25 protein-coding genes and 3 tRNA genes are annotated in these 24,780 nt (G+C 71.1%); 16 read left to right on the forward strand and 12 right to left on the reverse strand.

Annotation, left to right across the window (positions count from 1 at the left end; all coding sequences use genetic code 11):
- Nucleotide 1 precedes the first annotated feature (1 nt).
- From O3597_RS23825 to O3597_RS23850, 6 genes are all read right to left on the reverse strand, one after another.
- Complete coding sequence (locus O3597_RS23825; RefSeq protein ID WP_281602450.1) at nucleotides 2-1,639, reverse strand: glycoside hydrolase family 13 protein; 1,638 nt, start codon at nucleotides 1,637-1,639, stop codon at nucleotides 2-4.
- A gap of 26 nt (nucleotides 1,640-1,665) precedes the next feature.
- A complete protein-coding gene (locus O3597_RS23830) occupies nucleotides 1,666-2,553 on the reverse strand; it encodes a carbohydrate ABC transporter permease (protein ID WP_164446620.1) in 888 nt (295 codons plus the stop codon).
- Between the two features lie 13 nt (nucleotides 2,554-2,566).
- Nucleotides 2,567-3,523: a sugar ABC transporter permease gene (locus O3597_RS23835; RefSeq protein WP_281602451.1), complete on the reverse strand. Its 957-nt coding sequence runs from the start codon at nucleotides 3,521-3,523 to the stop codon at nucleotides 2,567-2,569.
- 74 nt (nucleotides 3,524-3,597) lie between these two features.
- Complete coding sequence (locus O3597_RS23840; RefSeq protein WP_281602452.1) at nucleotides 3,598-4,977, reverse strand: extracellular solute-binding protein; 1,380 nt, start codon at nucleotides 4,975-4,977, stop codon at nucleotides 3,598-3,600.
- 393 nt (nucleotides 4,978-5,370) lie between these two features.
- On the reverse strand, nucleotides 5,371-6,372 hold the full coding sequence (locus tag O3597_RS23845; protein WP_164446623.1) for a LacI family DNA-binding transcriptional regulator: 1,002 nt from the start codon (nucleotides 6,370-6,372) through the stop codon (nucleotides 5,371-5,373).
- Nucleotides 6,373-6,444: 72 nt separating this feature from the next.
- Complete coding sequence (locus O3597_RS23850; RefSeq protein WP_281602453.1) at nucleotides 6,445-7,923, reverse strand: FAD-dependent oxidoreductase; 1,479 nt, start codon at nucleotides 7,921-7,923, stop codon at nucleotides 6,445-6,447.
- A 158-nt stretch (nucleotides 7,924-8,081) separates the two neighbouring features.
- On the opposite strand from O3597_RS23850, the gene O3597_RS23855 reads away from it, so the two are divergent.
- Entirely contained in the window at nucleotides 8,082-9,446 is a 1,365-nt protein-coding gene (locus O3597_RS23855; protein ID WP_281602454.1) for an Nramp family divalent metal transporter, read from the forward strand.
- On the opposite strand, the gene O3597_RS23860 is transcribed toward O3597_RS23855, so the two are convergent.
- Both O3597_RS23860 and O3597_RS23865 read right to left on the reverse strand, forming a co-directional pair.
- The gene (locus O3597_RS23860; protein ID WP_281602455.1) at nucleotides 9,443-10,765 is read right to left on the reverse strand and encodes a deoxyribodipyrimidine photo-lyase; all 1,323 of its coding nucleotides are present in this window, start codon (nucleotides 10,763-10,765) and stop codon (nucleotides 9,443-9,445) included. The genes O3597_RS23855 and O3597_RS23860 overlap by 4 nt on opposite strands.
- Nucleotides 10,762-11,673 carry a phytoene/squalene synthase family protein gene (locus O3597_RS23865; protein WP_164446627.1) on the reverse strand — a complete coding sequence of 304 codons (912 nt, stop codon included), beginning with the start codon at nucleotides 11,671-11,673 and terminating at the stop codon, nucleotides 10,762-10,764. Before O3597_RS23865 ends, O3597_RS23860 begins: the two co-directional genes overlap by 4 nt.
- A 65-nt stretch (nucleotides 11,674-11,738) precedes the next feature.
- Between O3597_RS23865 and O3597_RS23870 the strand changes: the two genes are divergently transcribed.
- From O3597_RS23870 to O3597_RS23905, 8 genes are all read left to right on the forward strand, one after another.
- The gene (locus O3597_RS23870) at nucleotides 11,739-12,893 is read left to right on the forward strand and encodes a polyprenyl synthetase family protein (protein ID WP_164446628.1); all 1,155 of its coding nucleotides are present in this window, start codon (nucleotides 11,739-11,741) and stop codon (nucleotides 12,891-12,893) included.
- A gap of 30 nt (nucleotides 12,894-12,923) precedes the next feature.
- Complete coding sequence (gene crtI / locus O3597_RS23875) at nucleotides 12,924-14,405, forward strand: phytoene desaturase family protein (protein ID WP_281602456.1); 1,482 nt, start codon at nucleotides 12,924-12,926, stop codon at nucleotides 14,403-14,405.
- Nucleotides 14,406-14,448: 43 nt separating this feature from the next.
- Entirely contained in the window at nucleotides 14,449-15,042 is a 594-nt protein-coding gene (gene idi / locus O3597_RS23880; RefSeq protein ID WP_281604623.1) for an isopentenyl-diphosphate Delta-isomerase, read from the forward strand.
- On the forward strand, nucleotides 15,032-15,973 hold the full coding sequence (locus O3597_RS23885) for a MerR family transcriptional regulator (RefSeq protein ID WP_281602457.1): 942 nt from the start codon (nucleotides 15,032-15,034) through the stop codon (nucleotides 15,971-15,973). The genes idi and O3597_RS23885 overlap by 11 nt, the downstream gene beginning before the upstream one ends.
- A 147-nt stretch (nucleotides 15,974-16,120) precedes the next feature.
- A complete protein-coding gene (locus O3597_RS23890; protein WP_281602458.1) occupies nucleotides 16,121-16,909 on the forward strand; it encodes a polysaccharide deacetylase family protein in 789 nt (262 codons plus the stop codon).
- A 154-nt stretch (nucleotides 16,910-17,063) separates the two neighbouring features.
- A tRNA-Glu gene (locus O3597_RS23895) sits at nucleotides 17,064-17,136 on the forward strand.
- Nucleotides 17,137-17,169: 33 nt separating this feature from the next.
- Nucleotides 17,170-17,243, forward strand: a tRNA-Asp gene (locus O3597_RS23900).
- A 103-nt stretch (nucleotides 17,244-17,346) separates the two neighbouring features.
- Nucleotides 17,347-17,420, forward strand: a tRNA-Phe gene (locus tag O3597_RS23905).
- 429 nt (nucleotides 17,421-17,849) lie between these two features.
- Here O3597_RS23905 and O3597_RS23910 read toward each other — a convergent pair.
- Both O3597_RS23910 and O3597_RS23915 read right to left on the reverse strand, forming a co-directional pair.
- Complete coding sequence (locus O3597_RS23910) at nucleotides 17,850-18,632, reverse strand: transposase family protein (RefSeq protein WP_281601705.1); 783 nt, start codon at nucleotides 18,630-18,632, stop codon at nucleotides 17,850-17,852.
- Between the two features lie 415 nt (nucleotides 18,633-19,047).
- On the reverse strand, nucleotides 19,048-19,323 hold the full coding sequence (locus tag O3597_RS23915; protein WP_164446632.1) for a hypothetical protein: 276 nt from the start codon (nucleotides 19,321-19,323) through the stop codon (nucleotides 19,048-19,050).
- Nucleotides 19,324-19,663: 340 nt separating this feature from the next.
- On the opposite strand from O3597_RS23915, the gene O3597_RS23920 reads away from it, so the two are divergent.
- Nucleotides 19,664-19,861 carry a hypothetical protein gene (locus tag O3597_RS23920; RefSeq protein WP_269740377.1) on the forward strand — a complete coding sequence of 66 codons (198 nt, stop codon included), beginning with the start codon at nucleotides 19,664-19,666 and terminating at the stop codon, nucleotides 19,859-19,861.
- Complete coding sequence (locus O3597_RS23925) at nucleotides 19,858-20,262, forward strand: type II toxin-antitoxin system VapC family toxin (RefSeq protein ID WP_164446635.1); 405 nt, start codon at nucleotides 19,858-19,860, stop codon at nucleotides 20,260-20,262. Before O3597_RS23920 ends, O3597_RS23925 begins: the two co-directional genes overlap by 4 nt.
- Nucleotides 20,263-20,581: 319 nt before the next feature.
- Here the strand turns inward: O3597_RS23925 and O3597_RS23930 are convergent, their stop codons facing one another.
- On the reverse strand, nucleotides 20,582-20,908 hold the full coding sequence (locus tag O3597_RS23930) for a hypothetical protein (protein ID WP_164446636.1): 327 nt from the start codon (nucleotides 20,906-20,908) through the stop codon (nucleotides 20,582-20,584).
- 79 nt (nucleotides 20,909-20,987) lie between these two features.
- Here O3597_RS23930 and O3597_RS23935 point away from each other — a divergent pair, with 79 nt between their 5' ends.
- From O3597_RS23935 to O3597_RS23955, 5 genes are read left to right on the forward strand one after another with little or no spacing between them, the layout of a single operon-like run.
- Nucleotides 20,988-21,341, forward strand: coding sequence for a hypothetical protein (locus O3597_RS23935; RefSeq protein ID WP_166458179.1), 354 nt, complete (start codon nucleotides 20,988-20,990; stop codon nucleotides 21,339-21,341).
- The gene (locus tag O3597_RS23940) at nucleotides 21,338-21,775 is read left to right on the forward strand and encodes a MerR family transcriptional regulator (RefSeq protein ID WP_164446637.1); all 438 of its coding nucleotides are present in this window, start codon (nucleotides 21,338-21,340) and stop codon (nucleotides 21,773-21,775) included. The genes O3597_RS23935 and O3597_RS23940 overlap by 4 nt, the downstream gene beginning before the upstream one ends.
- A 45-nt stretch (nucleotides 21,776-21,820) precedes the next feature.
- Nucleotides 21,821-22,168, forward strand: coding sequence for a metalloregulator ArsR/SmtB family transcription factor (locus tag O3597_RS23945; RefSeq protein ID WP_164446638.1), 348 nt, complete (start codon nucleotides 21,821-21,823; stop codon nucleotides 22,166-22,168).
- Nucleotides 22,165-22,860: a cation transporter gene (locus O3597_RS23950; protein WP_281602459.1), complete on the forward strand. Its 696-nt coding sequence runs from the start codon at nucleotides 22,165-22,167 to the stop codon at nucleotides 22,858-22,860. The genes O3597_RS23945 and O3597_RS23950 overlap by 4 nt, the downstream gene beginning before the upstream one ends.
- Nucleotides 22,861-22,864: 4 nt before the next feature.
- Nucleotides 22,865-23,470 carry an isoprenylcysteine carboxylmethyltransferase family protein gene (locus O3597_RS23955; protein WP_281602460.1) on the forward strand — a complete coding sequence of 202 codons (606 nt, stop codon included), beginning with the start codon at nucleotides 22,865-22,867 and terminating at the stop codon, nucleotides 23,468-23,470.
- A gap of 98 nt (nucleotides 23,471-23,568) precedes the next feature.
- On the opposite strand, the gene O3597_RS23960 is transcribed toward O3597_RS23955, so the two are convergent.
- The gene (locus O3597_RS23960) at nucleotides 23,569-24,759 is read right to left on the reverse strand and encodes a hypothetical protein (protein ID WP_281602461.1); all 1,191 of its coding nucleotides are present in this window, start codon (nucleotides 24,757-24,759) and stop codon (nucleotides 23,569-23,571) included.
- Between the last annotated feature and the right edge of the window lie 21 nt (nucleotides 24,760-24,780).

Raw genomic sequence — 24,780 nt, forward strand, 5'->3', positions numbered from 1 at the left:
GTCACCCGGACCGGCCCGGGGTACGTAGCCAGATGGCGGTGTCCGGGGGTAGCCGGTCGTCGTCGAGCGGGCCGCTGGCCAGCAGCTTGTGGGTGTGCGGTGGCAGTGGCACGGCACCGCCGGACAGGTTGACCAGGCAGGTGAAGCCGGGCTCCCGGCGGAAGGCCAGCACCCCGTCGGGTGCCGGCAACCAGGTGTGCGTCCCGTCTCCGAGCGCCGCCTCGGTACGCCGCAACGCGATCGCCCTCCGGTACAGCTCCAGCATCGAATGCGGGTCACCGGCCTGCGTCCGGGCCGTGCGGTCCTTCCACTCGGCGGGTTGGGGCAGCCACGGCACGCGGCTCGCGTCGTCAGGGCTGAAGCCGAAGGGCGAAGCGTCCCCCGACCACGGCAGCGGCACCCGGCACCCGTCGCGGCCCGGGTCGGTGCCACCGGAGCGGACGAACATCGGGTCCTGCCGGAGTGCGGGTGGGATGTCCTCGACCTCCCACAGCCCCAGTTCCTCACCCTGGTAGACGTAGGCGGCGCCGGGCAGCGACAGCGACAGCAGCGCTGCGGCGCGGGCACGACGGGTACCCAGTTCCAGGTCGGTGGGGATTCCCTCGCGCTTGGCCGCGAAGCTGAACCTGGTGTCCGCCCGTCCGTAGCGGGTCACCTGCCGGGTGACGTCGTGGTTGGCAAGCACCCAGGTGGCGGGGGCGCCGACCGGCGCGTGTGCGTTCAGCGTGCCGTCGATGCTCTCGCGTAGTGCGGTGGCGTCCCAGGCGCAGCCGAGAAAGTCGAAGTTGAACGCGGCATGCAGCTCGTCCGGGCGCAGGTAGCGGGCGAACCGTTGGCGGTCCGGCAACCACACCTCACCGATCAGTGCCCGGTCCCCCGGATACGCGTCGGCGATCCGCCGCCAGTCCCGGTATATCTCGTGCACCCCGTCGACGTCGTGGAAGGGGTGCGGCCGATCTGCCACGATCTCGGGCAGCGTCGAGTCCTTGACCAGCAGCCCGGCCGAGTCGATCCGGATTCCGTCCACGCCCCGGTCGAACCAGAACCGCAGGATGTCCTCGAACTCGGCGCGCACCCGCGGATGGTCCCAGTTGAGGTCCGGCTGTTCGGGGGCGAAGAGGTGCAGGTACCAGTCACCGGGCGTGCCGTCCGGGTCGGTGGTCCGGGTCCAGGTCGGCCCGCCGAACTCGCCCACCCAGTCGGTCGGGCGCTGGTCGCCGTTCGGGCCGCGCCCCGGCCGGAACCAGAACAGCTCCCGCTCCGGTGCTCCCGGACCGCCGGCCAACGCCGCCTGGAACCAGGGGTGTGCGGCGGAGCAGTGGTTCGGCACCACGTCGACGATGGTCCGGATGCCGAGCGCGTGCGCCTCCGCGATCAGCGCCTCCGCCTCGGCCAGGCTGCCGAAGACGGGGTCGATGTCGCGATGGTCGGCGACGTCGTAGCCGGCGTCGGCCATCGGGGAGGGGTACCAGGGGCTGAACCAGATGGCGTCGACGCCGAGCGCCGACAGGTAGTTCAGCCGTGATCGGATGCCGGCGATGTCGCCGATGCCGTCACCGTTTCCGTCGGCGAAGCTGCGCGGGTACACCTGGTAGATCACCGCTCCCCGCCACCACGGACCACTGGCTGCTGCGGACACGCGCACCTGCTTTCTGGGGTCGGCGGTCATCCCTTGAGACCGCCCGTGGTGAGGCCGGACATGATGTTTCGCTGAAACACCAGGAAGATGACGACGGTCGGTATCGCGGCGATCACCGACGCGGCGATCACCACGTTCATCGGCGTACCGCCGGCGAAGGCGTAGATCCCCACGCTTACCGTGCGGGTCTCGGGAGACGGCATGACCAGCTTCGGCCAGAGGAAGTCCTTCCAGACCGCGGTCACCGCGAAGATCGAGACAACGCCGAGGATGGGCCGAGACATCGGCAGCACGATCGACCAGAGCGTGCGCAGTGGCGTCGCCCCGTCCATCAGGGCGGCCGCCATCAGATCCTCCGGAATCGAGTCGAAGAACCGCTTCAGCAGGAAGATGTTGAACGCGTTGGCGACCAGGGGAAGCCAGATCGCGAACGGCGAGTCGAGCAGGTTGATGTGCAGGATCGGCAGGTCGATCACGGTCACGTACTGCGGGACGATGAGGACCATCGCCGGGATCATCAGCGTGGCCAGCATCATGCCGAGGATCACGTTGCCGAGGACCGGGCGGAGCTTCGACAGGGCGTACGCCGCGGCGGTGTCGAAGACCAGTTGGAACAGCACCGCGCCGGTCGCGTAGTAGAAGGTGTTGAACAGCAGCTTGGCCAGCGCCAGGTTGTGCCAGGCATCGGCGTAGTTCTGCCACTGTGGATCCTGCGGGAACAGCGACGGTGGGGTCTGCGCGATCTCCTGGCCGGATTTGAGGGCTCCGGTGACCATCCAGTAGAGCGGCCCGAGGAAGACGAGCGTGAACCCGACGACCACGACGGCGAGCAGCGTCCAGTAGGCGGCCCGTCCGCGACCACGCCGAAGCTGGGCCTGTGAGATGAGGGTCCGGGTCCCGGTGTCCGGTGCCATGGGTGGTCTCCTCCTAGTCCTGTCTCGCGGTGAGCCGCAGGTAGACGGCGGAGAACCCGGCCAGCACCACCAGCATGATCACTCCGAGTGCCGCCGCGCCGTTGAGATCGTTCTGGAAGAACCCGTGTTGGTAGATGAGGTATGCGACCGAGGTCGCCGAGTCCTCCGCGCCCGCACCGTTGGCGAGGATCAGCGGCTCGATGAAGAGCTGCATGGTGGCGACGATCTGGAGCATCGCCAGCAGCGCGAGAATCAGCCGGGTCTGCGGAATGGTGACGTGCATGATCCGCCGCCAGATCCCGGCCCCGTCCAGCTCGGCCGCCTCGTACAGCTCGCCCGGGATGTTCTGCAACGCGGCCAGGTAGATCAGCACAGCGCTGCCCATGTTCATCCAGGTCGACGCGATCACCATCGCCGGCATCGTCATCTCCGGCGACTGCATCCACTGCGACGTGGGCAGGCCAAAGGCCTTGAGGATCGCGTTGAACAGCCCCGCGTCGCTGGGGTCGTACGCGTAGAACTTGAACAGGAACAGCGCCGAGGCGGGCGGCAGCATCACCGGCAGGTAGACCAGGATCCGGAGGTACCCACGGGCGTGGCGGAACTCGTTGAGCAGGATCGCCACGAAGAACGGCACCGCGTACCCGAGGACGAGCGCGAGGCCGGTGAAGTAGAAGGTGTTCTGCCAGGCGGTCCAGAAGCTGGGGTCGTCGAGGATCCGGAGGTAGTTGTCCCAGCCGACCCAGGTGGTCTCGCCGCGCCGGGTGCGCTGGAAGCTCATCACGACGCCGCGCACCATCGGGTACCAGGAGAAGACCGCGAAGCAGAGCACCGCACCGATCAGGAACGCGTGCCCGGTGAGCTGGTCGCGTACCGTGCGGCCGAGGCTGGTCCGCCGTGCCCGGGCCGGAGGCGATGTTCCGGGGCGATCCGCTGCTCTGACCGCCCCGGGGGCGGTGGTGATCGTCAAGACGACTCCCGTGGGTGGATGACCGGACGACGGGTGCGATCGGGGGCGGGGGCCTCCGACCCCCGCCCCGGTACTCAGCTCTCGGCGGCGAGGAGCTTGTTGACCTTCTCCTCGGCGGTCCTGAGCAACGTGTCGATGTTGGCGTTCGGGTTGGTCAGCACGCCGGACATCACCGCGTCCAGCACCGCGTAGATCGCCTGCGCGTTGCGCGGTTCACCCTTGATCGGGACCGGGTTGGCCTCGAAGTTCGCGAAGTTCGCGGTGTCCACGTTCGCGTTGGCCTTGCGCAGCTCCAGCTCCTGCTGCTGCGCCTGGCTGCCGTTGGTGAACAGCAGCGGCTGTGGCAGACCGACCGGGTAGTTCTGTGGCTTGGCCCGGACGTAGTCGAGTTGGCCCTTGCCGGGCGTGAGCTTCTGGTACGCGATCCACTTGAGACCGGCGCGGACCTGCTCCGGGGTGAGGTCCTTCTTGAAGAAGTAGCCCTCGCCGCCACCGAGCGTGCTCTTGGCCGGGCCGTCCTGGCCGGGCAGCGGCCCCATCGCCCAGTCCTCGAATCTGCCCTGGAACTGGCTGACGATCGCCTGGGTGGCGTCCGGCGCGCCGATGAACATGCCGACCTTGCCGGCGCCCGCGTTGGTCAGCAGGTCGCCCCACTGGAGCAGCTGACGATCGCCCATGCTGTCATCGCCGTAGCGCATGTCCTTGAGGTTCTGGAGGACCTGCCGGCCCAGGGCGTTGTTGAAGTCGGCCCTGCTGCCGTCGGCGGTCAGCACCTGGCCGCCCTGCGAGTAGAGCAGGGCGGTGAAGTGCCAGCCGCCGGTGTTGCCGGCGCTGTATTCGGCGTAGCCGGCGATGCCGTCGCCGAGCGCGGAGATCTTCTTGGCGGCGTCCCGGACCTCGGCCCAGGTCTTCGGCGGGCTGTTCACGTCGAGACCGGCCCGTTGAAACAGCACCTTGTTGTAGACCAGGCCCATGGAGTAGTTCTTCACCGGTACGGCGTAGAGCTTCCCGTCGTCGGTGAAGACCTCCTTCAGCGCCGGGTCGACGCTGTCCCAGGTGGGGATGGTGTCCGTGGTGGCGTACTCGGTGATGTCCATCGCCTGGCCGGAGTCGAGCACCTGCTGCAGGTCGGTCATGTACCCGTAGAACACGTCGGTCACGGTGCCGCCGGCCAGCCGGGCGGTGAAGTCCGGCGGGTTGTTGCACTGCTCGCCGACGCTCACGCTCTTGACCACGATGTCGGGGTTCTGCCGCTGGAACTCGGCGACGTCGGCGTTCCAGTTCTGCAGCAGTTCTTTCTGGGCGCCGACCGGCTGGCAGTCGACGGTGATGGTGACCTTGCCGCTCGCGTCGCCGCTGGTGTCGCCGCTCTTGGTGGAGCAGGCCGCGAGGCCGAGCCCCAGACCGGCCACGAGCGTCAACGCAGCTGCCTTCCGGTACTGCGGTACGGACATCTGTCCATCCCTTCGGGAACGGGTGTCTAGGTGAAGTCGGTGATCGGCGGTTGGTGTCCCACGCCGCGAGACCTGCTGGTGATCGGTGTCCGGGCTGCACCCCTGACCCTCCGTTACCTACCGGCGGCCAGGTGTGAGTGGAGTCACTGTAGCGTCGACGACTCGATCCAGCAAGGTTTGAATCGACTCTTGAAATTAAGCGACCATCTTCTGCCAGAGGGCGACCGTGCTGGCAGGTGTCATGGGACCGAAACGACGTCACGCAGGGCGCGGCAACGACGGAAAGCCGCCGACCGCGGGTAGCGGTCGGCGGCCGAGAGCGTCGGGTTCAGCGGGGCGGAGCGGCCCAGGGTTCCACAACGGCGGGGCGGTGCCGGATCGGTGCCGGTGGAGTCAGCGGCGTGGCGTGGGCGCCGTCGAGCCGCGCACCACAAGTTCGGGCTCGAAGAGCAACTCGTCGGTGAGCACACCCCCGCCCTCGATCTGAGTGACCAGCAGGTCCACGGCCGCCTGCCCCATCGTCTCGATCGGCTGCCGGACGGTGGTCAGCGGCGGATCGGTGCAGGTCATGAACGCCGAGTCGTCGTAGCCGACCACCGAGACGTCGTCGGGCACCGAACGGCCGAGCCGGCGCACCGCGCGGATCGCGCCCAAGGCCAACACGTCACTGGCACAGATGATCCCGCTGATTCCCCGGTCGACCAGTTTGGTCGCCGCGACCCGGGCCCCTTCCATCGAGAAGCTGGAACGCTCGACCCACTCGGTCCCCGCGTCCCAGCCGGCGACCCGGCCCATCGCGGTCAGTTTCCGCCGCGACGGCACGTGGTCCTCGGGCCCCAGCACCAGGCCGATCCGTTCGTGCCCCAGCGAGCGCAGGTGGCCGTACGCCTGCTCGACCGCGACCGCGTCATCGGTGGACACCCGGGGGAAGCCGAGTTCGTCCACACCCGCGTTGACCAGCACCACCGGCAACCCCCGGTCGGTCAGCCGTCGGTAGTGCTCGTGCGACGCGTCGGCCAGCGCGTACGACCCGCCAGCGAAGATCACGCCGGAGACCTGATGGTCCAGCAGCATCTCGACGTACGCGGCCTCGGAGACGCCGCCGATGGTGCGGGCGCACAGGGCCGGGGTGAAGCCGCGTTGCGCCAACGAGCCGGTGACCACCTCGGCCAGCGCCGGGAAGATCGGGTTCTGCAACTCGGGCAACACCAGCCCGACCAGTCGGGCACGTTCACCGCGCAGCTTGCTCGGCCGCTCGTAACCGAGCACGTCCAGGGCGGTCAGCACCGCCGTCCGGGTCGCCTCGGCCACGCCATCGCGGCCGTTGAGCACCCGGCTCACGGTGGCTTCGCTGACGCCTGCCTTGCGGGCGACCTCGGTCAGTCGTTTCGTCACGGCCGCAATAGTACGCCGACCCACTGCAAGAAAAGAACAGCAGCCTGTCGCAGGATGACAGATGCTATCCGGTCACTGTCCGAGATTGTGCAACGCGTCGGAGATCGCCCGGTGGAAGGTCGGGTACGCGTAGATCATGTGCCGGAGCTGGCTCAGCGGGACTGCCGCGTGCACCGCCACCACCAGACCGGAGAGCACCTCGCCGCCCGCGGTGCCGGCCGAGGTCGCCCCGATCAACACCCCCTGGTCGGCGTCCGCGACGAGCTTGATGAAGCCGTCCTCGTCGGTCTTGTGGATCCAGCCCCGGGTCGACGACGCCAGCCGGGTGAAGCCGACCTGCACGTTGATGCCGCGGTCGCGGGCCTGCTGCTCGGTGAGACCGACCGCGCCGATCTCCGGATCGGTGAAGGTGACCCGGGGCAACGCCCGGTAGTCGGCGCGGGGCACCGAGCCCGCCGAACCGCTCGATCCGGTGGCGGCCAACGAACTGGCCACGCCGACGGCGCCGCCGACCACGCTGGCCGTACCGCTCGGGTCCGCGCCGCCCTGCGACCGTCGCGCGTGGTCGAGTACGTCGGCGACCACGATGGACGCCTGGTACATGGCGACGTGGGTGAAGGCACCCTCGCCGGTGACGTCGCCGACCGCCCAGATTCCCTCGGTGACGTGCAGCCGGTCGTCCACCGGCAGGTACCGCCCGCCCGCGTTGACGCCCACCGTGTCCAGCCCCAACTCGTCCAGGTGGGCGCGGCGGCCGGTCACCACCAGCAACCGTTCGGCGGTGAACTCCTCGCCCCGGGCGCCGCGCAGGGTGAACCCGCCGACGCCGTGCTCGACCCGGGCGGCCTTGACCCCGGTGTGGATCTCCACCCCGTCGGCCCGCAACGCGGCAGCCGCCGCCTCGGACGACTCCGGCTCCTCGACGGCCAGTACCCGGTCGAGCGCCTCGACCACGGTGACCCGTACGCCGAAACGGGCGAAGACCTGCGCCAGTTCGAGCCCGATCGCGCCGCCGCCCAGCACCAGCAGCGAGCCGGGCAGTTCCTCGACCTCGATGGCCTCGCGGTTGGTCCAGTACGGGGTGTCCGCCAGCCCGTCCACCGGCGGCACCGACGGGCGGGTGCCGGTACCCAGCACGATGCCGTGGCGTGCCTGGAAGACCTGGTCGCCGACCCGCACCCGGCCCGGTCCGTCGAGTCGGCCGCTGCCGCGTACGAAGCGCCCGCCCTTGTCGGTGAACCGCTGCACCGCCACCCGGTCGTCCCAGTCGTCGGTGGCCTCCGCCCGGATCCGCTTCGCCACCGGCGCCCAGTCCGGGGTGACCTGTGCGGTGCCGCCGAGGCCGTCGACCCGTCGGGCCTCGGCGATCGCGTTCGCTGCCCGGATCATCATCTTGCTCGGCACGCACCCCCAGTAGGGACACTCCCCGCCGACCAGGTCGCGTTCCACGCCGACCACGGTGAGCCCGGCCTCCGCCAGCCGACCGGCCACCTCCTCCCCGCCGACTCCGAGTCCGAGCACCACCACGTCGACCAGTTCCGGCTCCGCCATGCCGCCAGCATCGCGCACCGGGCCGCCCCCGGCCACCCGGCCACGCCAACGTCGCGGACAGGGAGCGGGACCGACTCGATCCGCGCCCGACCGGTACGACGCCGGGCCCCGTGGGTAGGGCCAAGGACAGCAGGAACCGACGACGAAGGGTACGGGTGATGGAAGAGGCGCTGGTCAGCAGCCGCGAACGACGGGTGACGGTGCCGGAGCCGCCGACCGGCCGGGCCAAACTCGGCTACATCGGCCCCGGTGTGCTCTGGGCGCTGGCCGCCCTGGCCACCGGAGAGCTGCTGTTCACGCCCCGGGTCGGCGCCCAGTACGGGTACGCCCTGCTGTGGGCGTTGATCGCGGCCCTGCTGCTCAAGCTCTTCGTGACCCGGGAGATCGGGCGCTACAGCGTGGTGACCGGCCGACGGTTGCTCAGCGGGATGGCGGAGCTGCCCGGTCCCCGTGGCTGGGCGCTGTGGGTCATCCTGGTACCGCAGCTGGTGGTGGGCGTCGCCGCCATCGCCGGCATCGCGAGCGCCGCTGGCAGCGCCTTCACCCTGGCCGCACCCGGTCCGATCCAACTCTGGACGGCGGTGGTGATCGCGGCGGCGGCCGGTCTGGTGCTGTTCGGCCACTACACCGGCGTGGAGTGGGTGTCCCGGGTGATCGGGCTGCTGCTGGCGGTCGGGGTGGTCCTGGCCGCCGTGCTTGTCGGCCCCGACCTCGGCGAGGCCGCGTCGGGTGTGGTGCCCACCGTGCCCGAGGATCTCGTGGTCGCCGACATCCTGCCCTGGCTGGGTTTCCTGTCGAACGGTGCCGCCGGGCTGATGTGGTACTCGTACTGGGTCGCGGCGAAGGGCGTGGGGGTCGGCGCGCTGGAGGAGCCGAGCCGGCTCGACCCGCGCGGCCTGGACGAGGGTCAGGTGGCCCGGGTACGTCAGTGGCTGCGAACCATGACGCTCGACTCGACGTTCGCCGTCGTGGGCGTCGGGATCATCACGGTGGCCTTCCTCGTGCTCGGTGCGGAGCTGTTGCGTCCGGAGGGCATCGTGCCCGCCGAGTCCGACGTCGCCCGCGACCTGACCACGCTGTTCAGTGAGGTCTTCGGCAGTGTCGGGTTCTGGTTGATGGTGGTGGGCCTCATCTCGGCCTTCTGGACGGCCACGCTGACCAACATCGACGGCTGGAAGCGGCTGTACACCGACGGCATCCGCAAGGCCCTGCCGGACCACCTCACGCAGCGCCCCTGGGCCCGACCGGCGGTCCTCGGTCGGGTCGCCGTCATCGGCTGGCTCGCGGTGCTGCCGTTCACGGTCTTCGTGCTCTTCGGCGACCCGGTGGGGCTGCTCACCGTGGCGGGGTCGATCGAGGCCCTGCACATTCCGCTGGTCGCGGCGCTCGTGCTCTGGCTCAACCGGCGTACGCTCCCGGCCGCGCTGCGCGCCGGTCGGGTGGCCACCGGGCTCGTGGTGATCGCGATCGTGTTCTTCGCCGGTTTCGCGCTGTTCTACCTGTGGCAGCAGCTGCTCGGTTAGCGCAGCCAGACCGGGGTGTCACCGGGCGGCTCCAACGGCGGCGGGTAGTCGAGGGTGCGGCGCAGCGCTTCGGGCAGTCGCCACGGCTGGTGCACCGCCCCGCCGGCCACCGACGCCAGCTCGGGCACCCACCGCCGCACGTACGCGCCGTCGGGGTCGTACCGCTCGGCCTGCCGTACCGGGTTGAATCCCCGGTACGGCCGGGTGTCGTTGCCGGTGCCGGCGACCCACTGCCAGTTGCCTGCGTTGTCGGCGATGTCGCCGTCGAGCAGCCACCGGAAGTAGACCGCCTGCCCGTCCCGCCAGTCCAGCCCGAGCGTCTTGGTCAGGTAGCCGGCGGTGATGAGGCGGGCGCGGTTGTGCAGCCACCCCTGCGCCCGCAGCTGACGCATGCCGGCGTCCACCACCGGCAGGCCGGTGCGCCCCTGCGCCCAGGCGGTGAGGGCCTGCTCGTCGTAGCGCCAGTGCTCGGTCGCCCGGCGCCGGTACGCCTTGCGGGGCAGGTCGGGGAAGGCCGCGGTCACCTGGTGGTAGAAGTCCCGCCAGCAGAGTTGCCGGACGAACGGTGACTCCCGGTCGTCGATCGCGTTGGCCACGGTCAACGGTGACAGGCAGCCGAAGCGCAGGTACGGGCTGAGCCGGGAGGTGGCGTCGCCGGCCAGGTCGTCGTGGCGGTCGCCGTAGCGCGCGACGTCGGGCCGCCACCGCGCCAACCGACGTCGCGCCTCGTCCTCCCCGCCGGCGACCGCGTCCGGCGACTCACCCGACGGCAGCGCCGGGAGGCGCCCGACCGGCACGCCGACCGGCAACGTCACGCTCGTCGGCGCCGACAGTTCCGCCCGCCACTGCCGGGCACTCCACGCCCGGTGGTACGGGCTGAACACCCGGTAGTGGTCGCCGCTGGCCGGGCTCAGCTCCCCTGGCTCGACCACCGTCAGGCCGGGAAAGAACCTCAGATGGAGCCGGTGCCGGTCGCACTCGACGCCCAGGCGTCGCGCCCGGCGGGCCGCGTACCGGGAGACGTCGGCGGAGAGCGCGACGGCCTCGGCACCCACCTCGCCGGCCAGCCGGATCGTCTCGGCCACCGGATCACCGTGTCGCAGCACCAGGTCACCGCCGAGCCCACGCAGCGCCTCGCGGAGCGCGGCGAGGCTCTGGTGCAGGAAGCGGGTGCGGTTCGGCGACAGTTCGGCGAGCGCGGGGTCCAGCACGTACAGCGGGACCACGCGGTCGAAGGCGGCGCAGCTGGTCGCCAGTGCCGGGTGGTCGTGCACCCGCAGGTCGCGGGTGAACAGCACGACGGCGGTACGGTCGCTCACCGCGGCGGCGGACCGGGCACGGCGACCGGGCTGCCGGCCGGGGACAGCAGGGCGCGGGTGGCCACGCCCAACCGACGCCGCTGCGGCACCGTGGCGCGGCGGGCGAACACGTCGTAGTCCTGGGCGGCCACCTCGTCGAGGATGCCGCCGTAGAGCAGGTAGGCGGTACGGATGCAGGCCTGCGAGGCACCGTCGAGCAGGACCACGCCCGGCGCGGCGGCGAGGTAGTGCGCCTGGGCGCGGGTCACCTCGTACCGGATGAGTTCGCGGACCGGCTCGCTGGCCCGCCCGGCGGCGGCGCAGGCGGACAGGTCGTCCCGGGTCACGCCGAAGGCGGCCAGGTCCTCGTCGGGCAGGTAGGTCCGCCCCCGGGCCAGATCCTCGCCGACGTCCCGGATGAAGTTGGTCAGCTGGAAGGCGAAGCCGAGCTGGCGGGCGGGCTCGCGGGCCGCCACCGGATCGGAGCTGCCCAGGATGGGCAGCATCATCGTGCCGATGACCGCGGCCGAGCCCTCCATGTAGTCCAGCAGGTGCTCATAGGTGCGGTACGAGGTGACGGTCAGGTCCATCGCCATGCTCTTGAGGAACGAGGCGAAGTCCTCCCGCTCGAGGTCGAACACGGCGATGGTGTGCAGCACCGCCGGAAGCAGCGGGTCGGTCACCGGCGCACCGTGCAGCCCGGCGACGAACCGGCCACCCCAGTCGTCCAGCCGGGCGGCACGCTCGGCCGGTGGCAGGGCGTCGGTCTGGTCGACGATCTCGTCGGCGTAGCGGGTGAACCCATATAAAGCGTGCACATGCCGCCGTTTCCATGCGGGCAGCAGCCGGGTGGCGAGATAGTAGGTGCGGCCGTGCCGTCTGTGCAGCTCACGGCATCTGTCGTAGGCAGCGGCGAGATCCAGGTCCACCGGGCCCTCCTCTGATTCGACGCACCAATCGACGCAACTTGAGACCCTAGGGTACGCTCAGCGGCATGGCCAGCGACGGACCAACGGGTAACCTCCTTCGCGTGGTCCCTGAGCAGCCGGTCGGTGGCGACGACCCGATCGCTGCCGTGCTGGCCGCCTACACGCGCGACATCGTCGTCGCCGTCGACACCACGCTCGCCGAGTTCCTGACTGCCGAGGTCGACGCGCTCACCGCGATCGACCCGGCGATGGGCGGCTTCGCCGCCACCGCCCGCGACTGCGTCCTCTCCGGCGGGAAGCGGGTCCGGCCCACGTTCGCCTACTGGGGATGGCGTGGCGCGGTCGGCGGCGACGTGCCGGTGACCCCGGTGCTGCCCGCACTGGCCACCTTGGAGTTGCTGCACACCTTCGCGCTGGTGCACGACGACGTGATGGATGCCTCCGCCACCCGACGCGGCCGACCCACCGCGCACGTGGCGGTGGCCAGCCAGCACGCCGCGGCGGGCCGCAACGGCGACTCCGGGCGCTTCGGCGAGGCGGTCGCCGTACTCATCGGTGACCTCTGCATGGTCTGGGCCGACCAGTTGCTGGCCCTGGCCGACCTGCCGGCGGACCGGCTGCTCCAGGTACGACGCGGCTACGACCGGATGCGGGTGGAGACGGTCGCCGGGCAGTACCTCGACGTCCTCGGCGAGACCGACCCGCTGAGCTGGTCGGTCGACCGGGCGCTCCGGGTGGCCCGGTACAAGACCGCCAGCTACACCGTGCAACGGCCGCTGCTCTTCGGTGCCAGTCTTGCCGGCGTCGACGGGGACAGCGAGCTGGCCGGGGCGTACACCCGCTACGGCCTGGCCGTCGGCGAGGCCTTCCAGCTCTGCGACGACCTGCTCGGTGTCTTCGGTGACCCGACCACCACCGGCAAGCCGGCCGGCGACGACCTGCGTACCGGCAAACCGACGGCGCTGCTGGTGCTGGCCCGGGAACTGGCCACGCCGACGCAGCTACGGGCACTGGACGGCGCCGGCCGGCGGGCCGACGAGCCCGAGATCGCCCGGCTCGCCGAGGTCGTGCTCGACACCGGCGCCGTGCGACGGATCGAGCGGATGATCGACGAGCGGGTCGAGGACGCGCTGGCCGCGCTCGACGCGGTCGCCGTCGACGAGACCGCCCGTACCGCACTTGTCGGCCTCGCGGCCGCCGCCACCCATCGGCGGGCATGATGGGCTCCCTGCACAGAGAGGTGGTCGCCGGTGCGGACCGTTGACGGGCGTACTGATCGGGTGGTGGTTGTCGGGGCCGGGCTCGGCGGGCTGGCCTGCGCGCTGCACCTGGCCGGCAGCGGACGCCAGGTGACCGTGCTGGAGCGCGAGCCGGTGCCGGGTGGGCGGGCCGGTCGGCTCAGCGTCGACGGCTACGAGTTCGACACCGGGCCCACGGTGCTCACCATGCCCGACCTCATCGCCGAGGCGCTGGCCGCGGTCGGTGAGGAGCTGACCGACTGGCTCGACCTGGTGCCGCTCGACCCGGCCTACCGTGCCTACTACCCGGACGGTTCCACGCTGGACGTGCTCACCGACACCACCGCGATGGCGGCGGAGATCTCCCGGGTCTGTGGGCCCCGGGAAGCCGACGGCTACCTGCGGTTCGTCGACTTCGCCCGGAACCTGTGGCGACTGGAACGGGCCGACTTCATCGAACGCAATCTCGACGCTCCGACCGACCTGCTCACCGGCAACCTGCTCAAGCTCGTCGCCACCGGCGCCTTCCGGCGACTGCAAACGAAGATCAACCAGTTCTTCCGGGATCCGCGTACCCGACGGATCTTCTCCTTCCAGGCGATGTACGCCGGGCTCGCTCCGCACGACGCACTCGCCATCTACGCGGTCATCGCGTACCTCGACTCGGTGGCCGGGGTCTTCTTCCCGCGCGGCGGCATCCACGCGGTCTCCCGAGGGTTGGCCGGCGCCGCCGAGAAGCACGGCGTACGCATCCGCTACGGCACCACGGTGACCCGGGTGGAGACCGCGAACGGCCGGGCCACCGGGGTGGTGACCGCCGACGGGGAGTTCGTCCCCGCCGACGCCGTGGTGCTCAACCCCGACCTTCCGGTGGCCTACCGCGACCTGCTGCCGCCGGCCCGGCAGCGCCGGCTCACCTACTCGCCCTCGTGCGTCGTGCTGCACGTGGGTTCGACCCAGGGCTACCGGCGGATCGCCCATCACAACATCCACTTCGGGCGGGCCTGGCAGGGCACCTTCGACGAGGTCATCCGACGCGGAAACCTGATGTCCGACCCGTCCCTGCTGGTCACCAACCCGAGCCGGACGGACCCGGCGGTGGCGCCCGCCGGCCGGCACACCTACTACGTGCTGGCTCCGGTGCCGAACCTCGACCGGGCGCCCTTCGACTGGCGCGGCGACCTCACCGCCCGCTACACCGATCAGCTCATCGCCACCCTGGAGGAGCGCGGATACGTCGACTTCGGCTCGGGCGTCGAGGTGTTGCGGGCGATCACCCCGGCGGAGTGGGCCGAGCAGGGCATGGCCGCCGGTACGCCGTTCGCCTCCGCGCACACCCTGTTCCAGACCGGCCCGTTCCGACCGTCGAACCTGCACCGCTCGCTGTCCAACGTGGTCTTCGTCGGCTCGGGTACCCAGCCCGGTGTCGGCGTACCGATGGTGCTGATCTCCGGCAAGCTCGCCGCCGCCCGGATCACGGGGGAGCAGCTGTGATCTTGAGCAGTGAGACGGCGCCGAGGATCGGTGGGTGGCGCTGATGCCGCAGTCCCGGGAGAGCCACCTCGTCGAACTGGTCGACGACACCGGCCAGCCCGTCGGGGCGGCCACGGTGGCCGTCGCCCACCAGCCGCCCGGTCAGCTGCACCGGGCGTTCTCCGTACTGCTCGTGGCACCGGACGGCCGGCTGCTGCTCCAGCGGCGCGCCGCGACGAAGACCCGCTTCCCGTCGCGCTGGGCGAACTCCTGCTGCGGTCATCCGCAGCCGGGGGAGGCGCTGGCCGAGGCCGCCAACCGCAGACTGTCGGAGGAGCTGGGCGTCGGACCGGTGCCGCTGCGCGAGATCGGCGTCTACGTCTACCGGGCGGAGGATCCGGGCACCGGGCGGGTCGAGGTCGAGTACGACCACGTCCTGCTCGGCGAGTTCCAACCCGACGGGTCGTTACGCCCGGAGCCGACCGAGGTGGCGGAGCTGCGCTGGGTGGAGCCGGCCCAGCTCGCCGCCGCGCTGCACCGTGACCCCGACGACTACGCGCCGTGGCTGGGTGGCGTTCTGGATCGGCTGTGGCAGCCGGCACAACCGCCCGGGCAGCCGGCCGACGACGACGCGCCGGAGCGGCCGGGTGGCCGATGAGGCGCTGAGCGCGGGCGCGGTCGCCCAGCGCCTGGGGGTTGCGGTGACCACGCTGCGTACCTGGCACCAGCGGTACGGCCTCGGGCCCAGCCAGCACATTCCCGGCCACCACCGGCGCTACACCCCGGCCGACCTGGCTCGACTCGAAGTGATGCGGCGGCTCACCGCCGAAGGAGTCAGCCCCGCCGAGGCGGCCCGCTGGGCCCGTCAGGCACCGGACGCCCTCGCGGCTGTCGGCGCCTCCCGTGCCGTGCTCAGACGACGCGACGGCGGCGGTACGACCATCCCGGTCGGCCGGGCCGGGCCGGCGGTCCGGGGGTTGGCCCGCGCCGCGATGCGGCTGGACGCCGCGGCCATCGGTGCGACGATCTCCCGCGCCATCGCCGCCGACGGCGTGGTCACGACCTGGGACCGGCTGCTGCGCCCGCTGCTCGTCGGTCTCGGTGAGCGGCACGCCGCCACCGGCGACGTGATCGAGGTCGAGCACCTGGTGTCCCGCTGTGTCTCGGCGGCGTTGGGTGCGGTGGCGTCCGCCGGCCCCGCGTCCGGGCCACCGCGCGTCCTGCTCGCCTGCGCCGACGAGGAGCAGCACAGTCTCGCGCTGGAGGCGCTCGCCGCAGCGTTGGCCGAGGCCGGCGTCGGTTACCGGATGCTCGGTGCCCGGGTGCCGGTGACCGCGCTGCTCGCCGCCGTCGACCGGACCGGTCCGGCCGCCGTGGTGCTCTGGTCACAGACTCGGGCCACCGCCGACCCGGCCCAGCTCACCGCCCTGCTCACCGCACCGAGCCGGCCGCTGCTCGTGCTCGCGTCCGGACCGGGCTGGCCGGCCCGGAGCCTGCCGGCCGGCGTGGTACGCCCGAGCGACCTGACCGAGGCGGTCGCCCTCACCGTCGCCGTGCACGACTCGCTCGACCGTCCGGCCGCCTCCTGACCGCTCGGTCCGGCAGGCTTGGGCGGCTCGGCCCGCGCCCCGGCCGTACGGAGGGCACCCGCGTCCTGACCCGGCGTCGTCCCACGTCAACCGGGTGAACTAGCGTCTGGTCGTCCGCGTACCCCGAACCCCTCTCGGGAGCGAACGATGCGTCACCGTGCCCTGTTGGCCTGCCTCACCGGCCTGGCCGTCCTGCTCGTCGCCGGCTGCGGCGGCGGTGGCGGCGCGCCGGCGGCCACCGCCCCGTCCAGCCCGCCACCCTCGGCCGCCCTGCCGCCGGAGCCCGCTCCGTCGCCGACCCGTGCCGTGCCACCCAAGCCGCGGCTACGGCCGCTGCCGGCGAAACTGCCGGCCGGTCTGGTCCGCACCACCGGTACCGCCAAGGTGGCCCTCACCTTCGACGACGGCCCGGATCCGGCCTGGACTCCGAAGGTGCTCGACCGCCTCAAGGCAGCCAAGGTGACCGCCACCTTCTGTGTGGTGGGTACCCAGGTCCGCAAGCATCCGGGCCTGCTGCGGCGGATCGTCCGGGAGGGGCACCAGCTCTGCAACCACAGCTGGAACCACGATCTCGACCTGGCCCGGCGGCCGGTCGCCGAGATCCGCGCCGATCTGGTGCGCACCAACCGGGAGATCAGGCGGGCGGTGCCGAAGGCGAAGGTGCCGTTCTACCGCCAGCCCGGGGGCCGGTGGACCGCCGAGGTGGTGAAGGTCGCCAAGCAGCTCGACATGCGCTCGCTGCACTGGACCGTCGACCCGCAGGACTGGGCCAAGCCGACGGCGGCCACCATCGAGAAGCGGGTGAAGCGCTCGGCCCGTCCCGGAGCCGTGGTGCTGCTGCACGACGGGGGCGGCAACCGGGCGGCCACCCTCGCGGCCTGCGCCAAGGTGATCGCCGGTCTGAAGCGTGACCACGGCGTCGCCAGGCTCACCTAGACCGACTCTGAGCTGGTGTTTTCCGTGCCGTTGTGGCTGCCGCCATACCGGTTTGGTTGACCGGTACGCCATCACGTATGCTTTCGAAGCCTCCGGCGGGGCCGGATGGGAGCAAGTCCGCTCAACGTTGCGAGTGTGCAATGATGGCGGGGCCGCCCTCATCGTCTAGCGGCCCAGGACGCCGCCCTTTCAAGGCGGTAGCACGGGTTCGAATCCCGTTGGGGGCACGGTTCGGCTCAGGCCGGAGGCAACACCAGCAAGGTCCTGTGGAGCAGTTGGAGTGCTCGCCGCCCTGTCAAGGCGGAGGTCGCGGGTTCAAGTCCCGTCAGGACCGCAAGCGCTGACGCCGCGCAGCTAGCGCGGCGTTCTGCGTATCGGGGCATGTGACCCGTCCCAGCGGCGATCCCGCAGGTTGGGTAGCATGAGCCGAGCACCACGGCCAGGTAGCTCAGTTGGTACGAGCGTCCGACTGAAAATCGGAAGGTCGGCGGTTCGACCCCGCCCCTGGCCACATAGCCTTTCGCCGGGCTATTGCGACGCCGACCAGCGGAAACGCCGGTCGGCGTTCTGCTTTGCGCCCTCGGCTGGCCAGCCGTCCGGTCTGACTCTCGTTGCCCCGGACCAACCAGTCGTTGCCCCTATCGCACGTGGATCGCGCGCGGCCAGATCTCGTATGCGAGATCAGGCTGCCTACCAGGAATGAATTGGTGGTTCAATCGTCGCCGTAACCGAAGGATGGCCGATCCCGCTCCGCACCGCGCTCCGGCGCCGGCAGCAACTCGTCGCTGAGGTCCCCGCCTCCGTGCCCGGACGCCGAGCCTGGGTCGCCATCTACCCGATCCGGCCCCCCGCCCACGTCGGCGACAAGCAGGCCTTCAACCTGTTTCACCGCGAGTTCGAAGCCAGCCACATTGACAACGACTGGTGCATTGAGCGTTTTTCATCCTCGGTAGGTCGGGTTCTCGACGTGGTGCAGGACGAGGATGGCCTGCACGATCGCGGTCGTTCGGGATGGGCTGCAGCGCAGCTTGGTCAGGACTTTCCAGGTTTTGAGGGTGGCGACGGCTCGTTCGCCGCGGGCGCGGATGCGGGCGTGGGCCTTGTTCACGGCCTTCTGCCGACGTGACAGCGTTGGGCGGTAGCGATGGCGCTTGAAGGGGGTGCGGACTGAACCGCCGGCGCCTTGGTACGCCTTGTCCGCGAAGGTCATCACGTTCGCGCTGGTCAACACGGCGATGATGTCGTGGGTGCGGGCGGCGGTCAGGTCGTGTGCCGAGCCGGGCAGCGCCGCCGATGTCCAGACGAGGCGTCCGGCCGGGTCGGCGATGACCTGCACGTTCATCCCGTGCCGTCGGTGTTTCCCGGAGTAGTACGGCTTCTGGTCGTACACGCGGTCGATCGGGATCAGGGTGCCGTCGAGGATCGCGTAGGCCAGCCGTCGGATCCTGCTCATCGCCTGGTGCAGGTCGTCGGTGGTCGCGGCGAGCAGCGTGATCGCCTCGTGGACATAGCGCCAGGCGGTGGCGAGACCGATCTCGAATCCGGCGGCCAGACGGGCAAAGGTGTCGCCGTTACGGAGATGGGCCAGCACGAGCAGGGCTTGGCGGCCGGGGTCGAGGCGCCGCCACCGGGATCGTCGCCGGTGGCGATGGGTGCGGATCAGGGCGGCGACGTGGTTCAGGGATCGAGTGGACAACGGGATCGAGGCAGGGTAGGACAGCAACGAGGCTCCCGGGAGGGGCATCTTTCTTGGTCGATTGCTTGTCTTACCGGGAGCCTCACCTCACCTGGCTACAGGCCTCCTCCACGCCGCTGACCTGCACCATCAGGTTGGAAATGGCTCATTGGGCCAGGTGACGGCATGACCGACCTGCGGGCCGCGCAGGCTCAAGACGAGAACGACCTGAAAGAGCTGCTCATCAGTTGGGGCGTCGACCCGGGCCAGCTCACCTACGTCCATCGGACCGACTACCCCGTCTGACTCCGGCCGACAGCCAGGAGGTCGACCAACAACCGCTCCATTTCGACAAGGGAAAGCCCGGCGTGGTGTGCCTCGTACGCTGTCTCCCAGGCCGCGACCGACGGCTCGCCGATCGCCTGCTCGACGGCTGCGGCGGCACGCGCACGTCGGAAGGCAGTCAGATACGCCTGGCCGCCATGTCAGCCAGATCCCAGGCGACGACATCCAGCTCACAGACGATTGCGGTGACGGCGTCGCGCCCACTCTTCAACACGTCGCCCTTTCTGATCTTCTTCACCGTCTCATGAAGCACGGAATAGGTAACGCCGGTACGAGAGAGCGCCGCCTCACAAGCCGCCGCACATAAGGCGCGCCTGGTGGACTTGGGCACATCCCGTAGCTGCTCGGCAACGGAGCGGCCAATGCCATCAGGGTCTGTTTCGAGCCGAAACACGCTGATCCCTTCTCGGACCCGAAGTGTGACGACCCGAATGGGATCTGGGCAAGGGCCAGCACCACCAGTTTGGAAGGTCGTTCTCGGCTGTCATGATCTGCCCGGATCACGTGGTCAGCGGGGGTGTGCCGGATCATGACCGCTGTTGACCGCCTGGGACGCGCTACCGGCACGTGGCCGGCACGGCCGCGTGGTTGTCCGGCGAACGTGGCTTACCTCCGGGCTGCCGGGCCGGGGCGGTTGGCCGCGTCTCCGGCTCTCCGCGCTGCCGAGTGACGGTGGGGCCGGTGCTGACCGTGCGACAATGGGCAACGGTGTGTGTTGGAGGAGGTGGGTCGTGATGTCGAGCAACGCCGAGCGGATGTCCGAGTGGCCGACCGCTGAGCATGTGCCGGCGGAGGAGTTGGCCCGCCGTCAGGGCGTGCGGCCGGTCGCCTCCGTTGACGATCTGGCCCGCCCGGATCTGTTCGAGTCCGACGAAGAGTTGGATGACTTCCTCGCCGATCTGTACGCCTCTCGGCGGGCCAGTGCCGCGTGAGCCTGGTCGTCCTGGACACCGACGTCGCGTCGGCGATCCTGCGAGGCCGACTGCATGACCGGCTTCGTGCCCGGCTGGCCGGTAAAACCCCGTGCATCACGTTCGTCACGCTCGGAGAGTTGACCAAGTGGACCGTGCTGCGGAGCTGGGGGCCGCGCAAGCTCGCTGATCTCGCGCAGTGGCGATCCGGCGTGGTGCTGCTGCCCTTTGACGAGGCGGTGGCGACCACCTGGGGCCAGCTCCAGGCGAGGGCGCAGCGTCGGGGGCGTCCTCGGCCGACGAACGACTCCTGGATCGCGGCCTGCTGCCTGGTCGACCGGCTTCCGCTGGCGACCTTCAACGGCAAGGACTACGCGGACTTCGCGGAGTACGACGGCCTGCGCCTGTTCGACGTCTCTTAGCTGCACCGTCCCGGCCCGCCGCGACCGAAGGGCAGTCGCTGGTCCTGGCAGTCAGCCGCCGGCAGAACTCATACACCCGGTGGCAAGCCGCAGAGAGGCGCGGCAGTCGATCGCCCCTACCCCGGCGGTGGCCGACCACCCCGCGATCGTGCCTCCGCCAGCGGTTCGGCGGCAGAGCCGAGTGCCGCTCGTGCCTGAAAATAGGAAGGTCGGCGGTTCGACCCCGCCCCTGGCCACATAGCCTTTCGCCGGGCTATTGCAACGCCGACCAGCGGAAACGCCGGTCGGCGTTCTGCTTTGCGCCCTCGGCTGGTTGCTCTCAGCGGCGGAGCAGGGCGAACCATCCCACCGCGCTCACGACCAGCAGCAGTGCCAGGGCGAACAGGACCCGTCCGACCGCGACGGGCACGGGGGCGAGAAACGGCACCTGCTGCACGAGCAGGCTCGCACCGCACAGGGCGAGGAAGCCACCGCGACGGAGCGGCTGGGACCGCTGCCTCTCGGTCAGCCGAGCGGCCCGCGTCCAGACCACGGGAAACCGCCGCGTCACCGCGACCCGCACGCCGAGTAGGACCACGGCAAGGCTGAGGACCGCACCGACGAGACGCAGGGCGGCCCATGCCGGGTCCGGGTCAATCATGGTCACGGAGCGATCATGCATCTGGGTGTCAACGCCCGACCTCGGAGCTTGCATCCGGTACCTGGGTACCGGCTTACCGTGGGGTATGAGTTCCCAGGACATCACCGGAGCGGCGTGGGTGCCGGCTGCGTGCACCCTGCCGACGGCGGACCGGCCCCTGCGGCTCGCCGAGTTCGACCGGTTCTTCGGCGCGGCCGTACGAACGGCGGAGCGGGTGTCGGCGCAGCATCTGCGGTTGCGGCTGGACAGCGCGACGCAGGTGGAGCAGACGGCCCGCGATCTGACGGCCCGCGAGTCGTCGTGCTGCTCGTTCTTCCTCTTCGACCTGCTCCGGACCGATCCGGATGCGCTGACCCTGGACGTTCGCGTGCCAGCCGGGCACGTCGACGTGCTCGACGCCCTCGCCGACCGGGTCGCGGCCGTACGGCGGCGGACATGACGTCGTACGGGCTGCGCAGTGGGGAGTTGGCCGACGCGGCCGGCGTCAACCGACAGACCCTGCGCTACTACGAACGACGCGGCCTGCTCGCCTCCCCCCAGCGGTCACCGGGTGGGCACCGGATCTATCCGGCCGAGACGGTCGATCTCCTGCGGGTCATCAAGACGGCGCAGCGTCTCGGCTTCACGCTCGACGAGGTCGCCGACCTGCTGGACGCCGGCCGCCACCGGCACGGCCGTCGACCGGACGGCGGCCTGCGGGCCCGGGCCAGGAGCAAGCTCGCCGAGATCGAGCAGAAGTTGGCGGACCTGACCGTCATCCGCGACACCCTGCGCGCCGCCATCTCCGCCGGCTGTGACGACCTGGTCGCCTGCGCCGACAGTCCCTGCTGCCCACTGCCCTTCGCCGAACTCGCGGAAAGAAGCCCGCGATAGCGCCCGCCGGCCTAATACATCCTCGGATCCGGCTATCATCGCTTCGTGGCGATTGATTGCACGTCAGCACCGACCTCGGCCGTGGCGCTGTTCCGCTCCCTCGGCGACCCGACCCGGCTGGCCATCGTGCGCCGCCTCGCGGCCGGCGAGGCGCGGGTGGTGGACCTGACCAGCGAGTTGGGCATGGCCCAGTCGACGGTCTCCAAGCACCTGGCCTGCCTGCGCGACTGCGGCCTCGTCGACTACCGGGTCGAGGGCCGCCAGTCGTTCTACGGCTTGACCCGACCCGAGCTGCTGGACCTGCTGCGCGCGGCGGAGCTGCTACTGGCGGCCACCGGCGCGGCGGTCGCCCTCTGCCCGGTGTACGGCGCCCCCGCCGAGGCGCGGGCGTGAGCACGTCGACCGTCCCGCCGCGACGGCGGGCGGTGCTGTCCCGACGCAGCCTGTGGCTCGCCTACGCCACCGCCGGCTACAACCTCCTGGAGGGCCTGGTCGCCATCGCCGCCGGAGCGGCGGCCTCCTCCACCGCGCTTGTCGGCTTCGGCCTGGACTCGTTCGTCGAGGTGTCCAGCGCGGCGGTGCTGATCTGGCAGTTCCGCTCCCGGGTCCCCGAGGACCGGGAACGGCTGGCGCTGCGGCTGATCGGCCTCTCCTTCTTCGCCCTGGCCGCCTGGGTGAGCGTCGACGCCCTCCGGTCGCTGCTGGGCAGTGCTGACGCCGAGGCCAGCCCGGTCGGGATCGGCCTGGCCGTGGCGTCGCTGATCGTGATGCCACTGCTCGTCGCCGCCAAGCGGCGCACCGGACGCGAACTCGGCTCCGCCACGGTCATCGCCGACTCCACCCAGACGTTGCTGTGCACGTACCTGTCCGCGGTGCTGCTCGTCGGCCTGCTCCTCAACGCCCTGTGGGGCTGGTCCTGGGCGGACCCGATCGCGGCGCTCGTCATCGCCGGGGTCGCGGTCAGGGAAGGCGTGCAGGCATGGCGCGGCGAGCACTGCGACGACTGCGCACCGGTCGCGATCGCCGAGACCACCGGGCGGACCTCGGGCTGCGCCGACAACTGCTGCACCAACCGGGAGGTGTGACGCCATGGCCTGGCTCGCGCTGCTGCTCTACCTGCTCGGCCTGCTGCTCGCGTTCGGCTGGCGCACGTTCGCGCAGTGGCGGCGCACCGGAGACACCGGCCTGCGTCTCGACGCCGGCCCGGTCGGCAGGCTTCGGTGGTGGGCCAAGCTGCTGTTCGTCGCGGCCCTCGTGCTCGGCCTCGCGGGCCCGACCGCCGCCCTCGCCGGCCTGCCCCCGCTGCCCGGTCTGGATCACCGACCGTTGCACGTGGCCGGCTTCGTCGTCACCGCCGTCGGCATCGGCGCGACGCTCGCCGCCCAACTCGCCATGGGCACCTCGTGGCGCATCGGAGTCGACCCGTCCGAACACACCGAACTGGTGACCGGAGGTGCGTTCGCGTACGCCCGCAATCCCATCTTCACCGCCATGGCCGTGACCATGCTCGGCCTGACCCTCATGGTGCCCAACGCCGCGGCACTCGCCGCCCTGGGCGTCCTGATCGTGGCGCTGCAGGTGCAGGTCCGTGCGGTGGAGGAGCCGTATCTGATCGCCACCCACGGTGACGCCTACCACCGCTACGCGGGACGTGTCGGCCGTTTCCTGCCCGGGTTGGGTCGGCTCACCGGCTGAAAGACAACCTCCTGCCGTTCGGGCGCTCGGATTGCGGCAAGTCGCGGCCTCCGGGGCGGTGCAGAGCGCGACATGCGGTGTCTCGCGCCGTGGCGAGCTCACCGGTCCTGCTGTCGGCGCTGCGCCATGCCGCTCTGGATCGCCTCCCACACGCTGCGCCCGGCTCGTAGAAGCGTCTCCCCCGCCTGCTCGGCCAACTGCCGAGGGCTGGACGTCTCGTCGTGGCCGGCCGGGCCCTGCTCCGACGAGGCAGCCCTCTCGCCGCCCCGGCCATGCTGCTCGGCCGGTTCCTCCGCCCCCGCTCCCCGGCCCACGTCCCGACCTCGACTCGCCTCCCGGTCCTCGGGCCGTTCCGTGTGGCGACCCTGGCTCTGGTTCCGGTCCTGGCCGCCCTCCCGGCCTTGACTCCGGTCCCGGTCCCGGGCCTGGGTGTCCGGTTCGCGGCCGGGTGCCCGGTCGGCGACCGCACCGATGGCACCCACCTGCTGCCCCAGGTCGTCGGTCGCACCACCTGGTTGCCCCGCCGCCGCACCCGACTCGCCCGGCCGCCCCGCCGCCAGACCCGAACCGCCAGCCGCCGCACCCGGCCCGCCCGGGCGCCCCGCCACCGGACCCGAACCGCCAGCCGCCGGACCCGGCCCGCCCGGGCGCCCCGCCACCGGGCCTGGGCCGCCGGCCGCCGGCTCCGCAGGGACGGTGGGATCTCCCCGCTCGCCGATCAGCCGGCCAACTCGGTCGGGCGGCCGGCCCGCCCTCTCGGTGGACCGGGCGGCGACCGGTACGGCCTGGTCCGCCATCAGGCCAGGCTGCCGGACAGCGGGTTCGGCCCGGACCACGGTGGGTCCGGCGGCGGGCGCAGCAGCGGAAGCCACCTGTTCGACCACGCCGGCAGCGTCGTCCGCCACCCGGTTCACGTCCGCCAAGGCCGCGCTCGCGGTGCGGGCCAGCGCGTCGATCACCTGCGGGTTCCGGTCGATGGTGGTCAGCGCGCGGTCGAGGATCGTCACCAGCTTCTCCAGGCGCACCTTCAGCAGGGCCTGCGCCTCCACGCCGTCGATGTCGAGTTCGACGCCCTCGACGTGTACGCGAACACCGGCGTCGAGCTGGAGCAGACCGGCAAGCCGAGCACGCAGGGACAGGTCGGCGTCCAACCGGTCCACGGAGAGCTGGATCGAGTTGACCGAGACCTTCGGGACGTCGAGCAGCACGTCCGGCTCCGGCCCATCGCCGCCGTCCGGACCGGTCGACCGCTCCGCACCGGGCACCGAGAACTCTTCGCTGTCTGTCATGTTCCCGCTCCGCCTCACCGT

Source organism: Verrucosispora sp. WMMA2044 (assembly GCF_027497155.1).
In the GTDB taxonomy this organism is placed as follows: Bacteria; Actinomycetota; Actinomycetes; order Mycobacteriales; family Micromonosporaceae; genus Micromonospora; species Micromonospora palythoicola.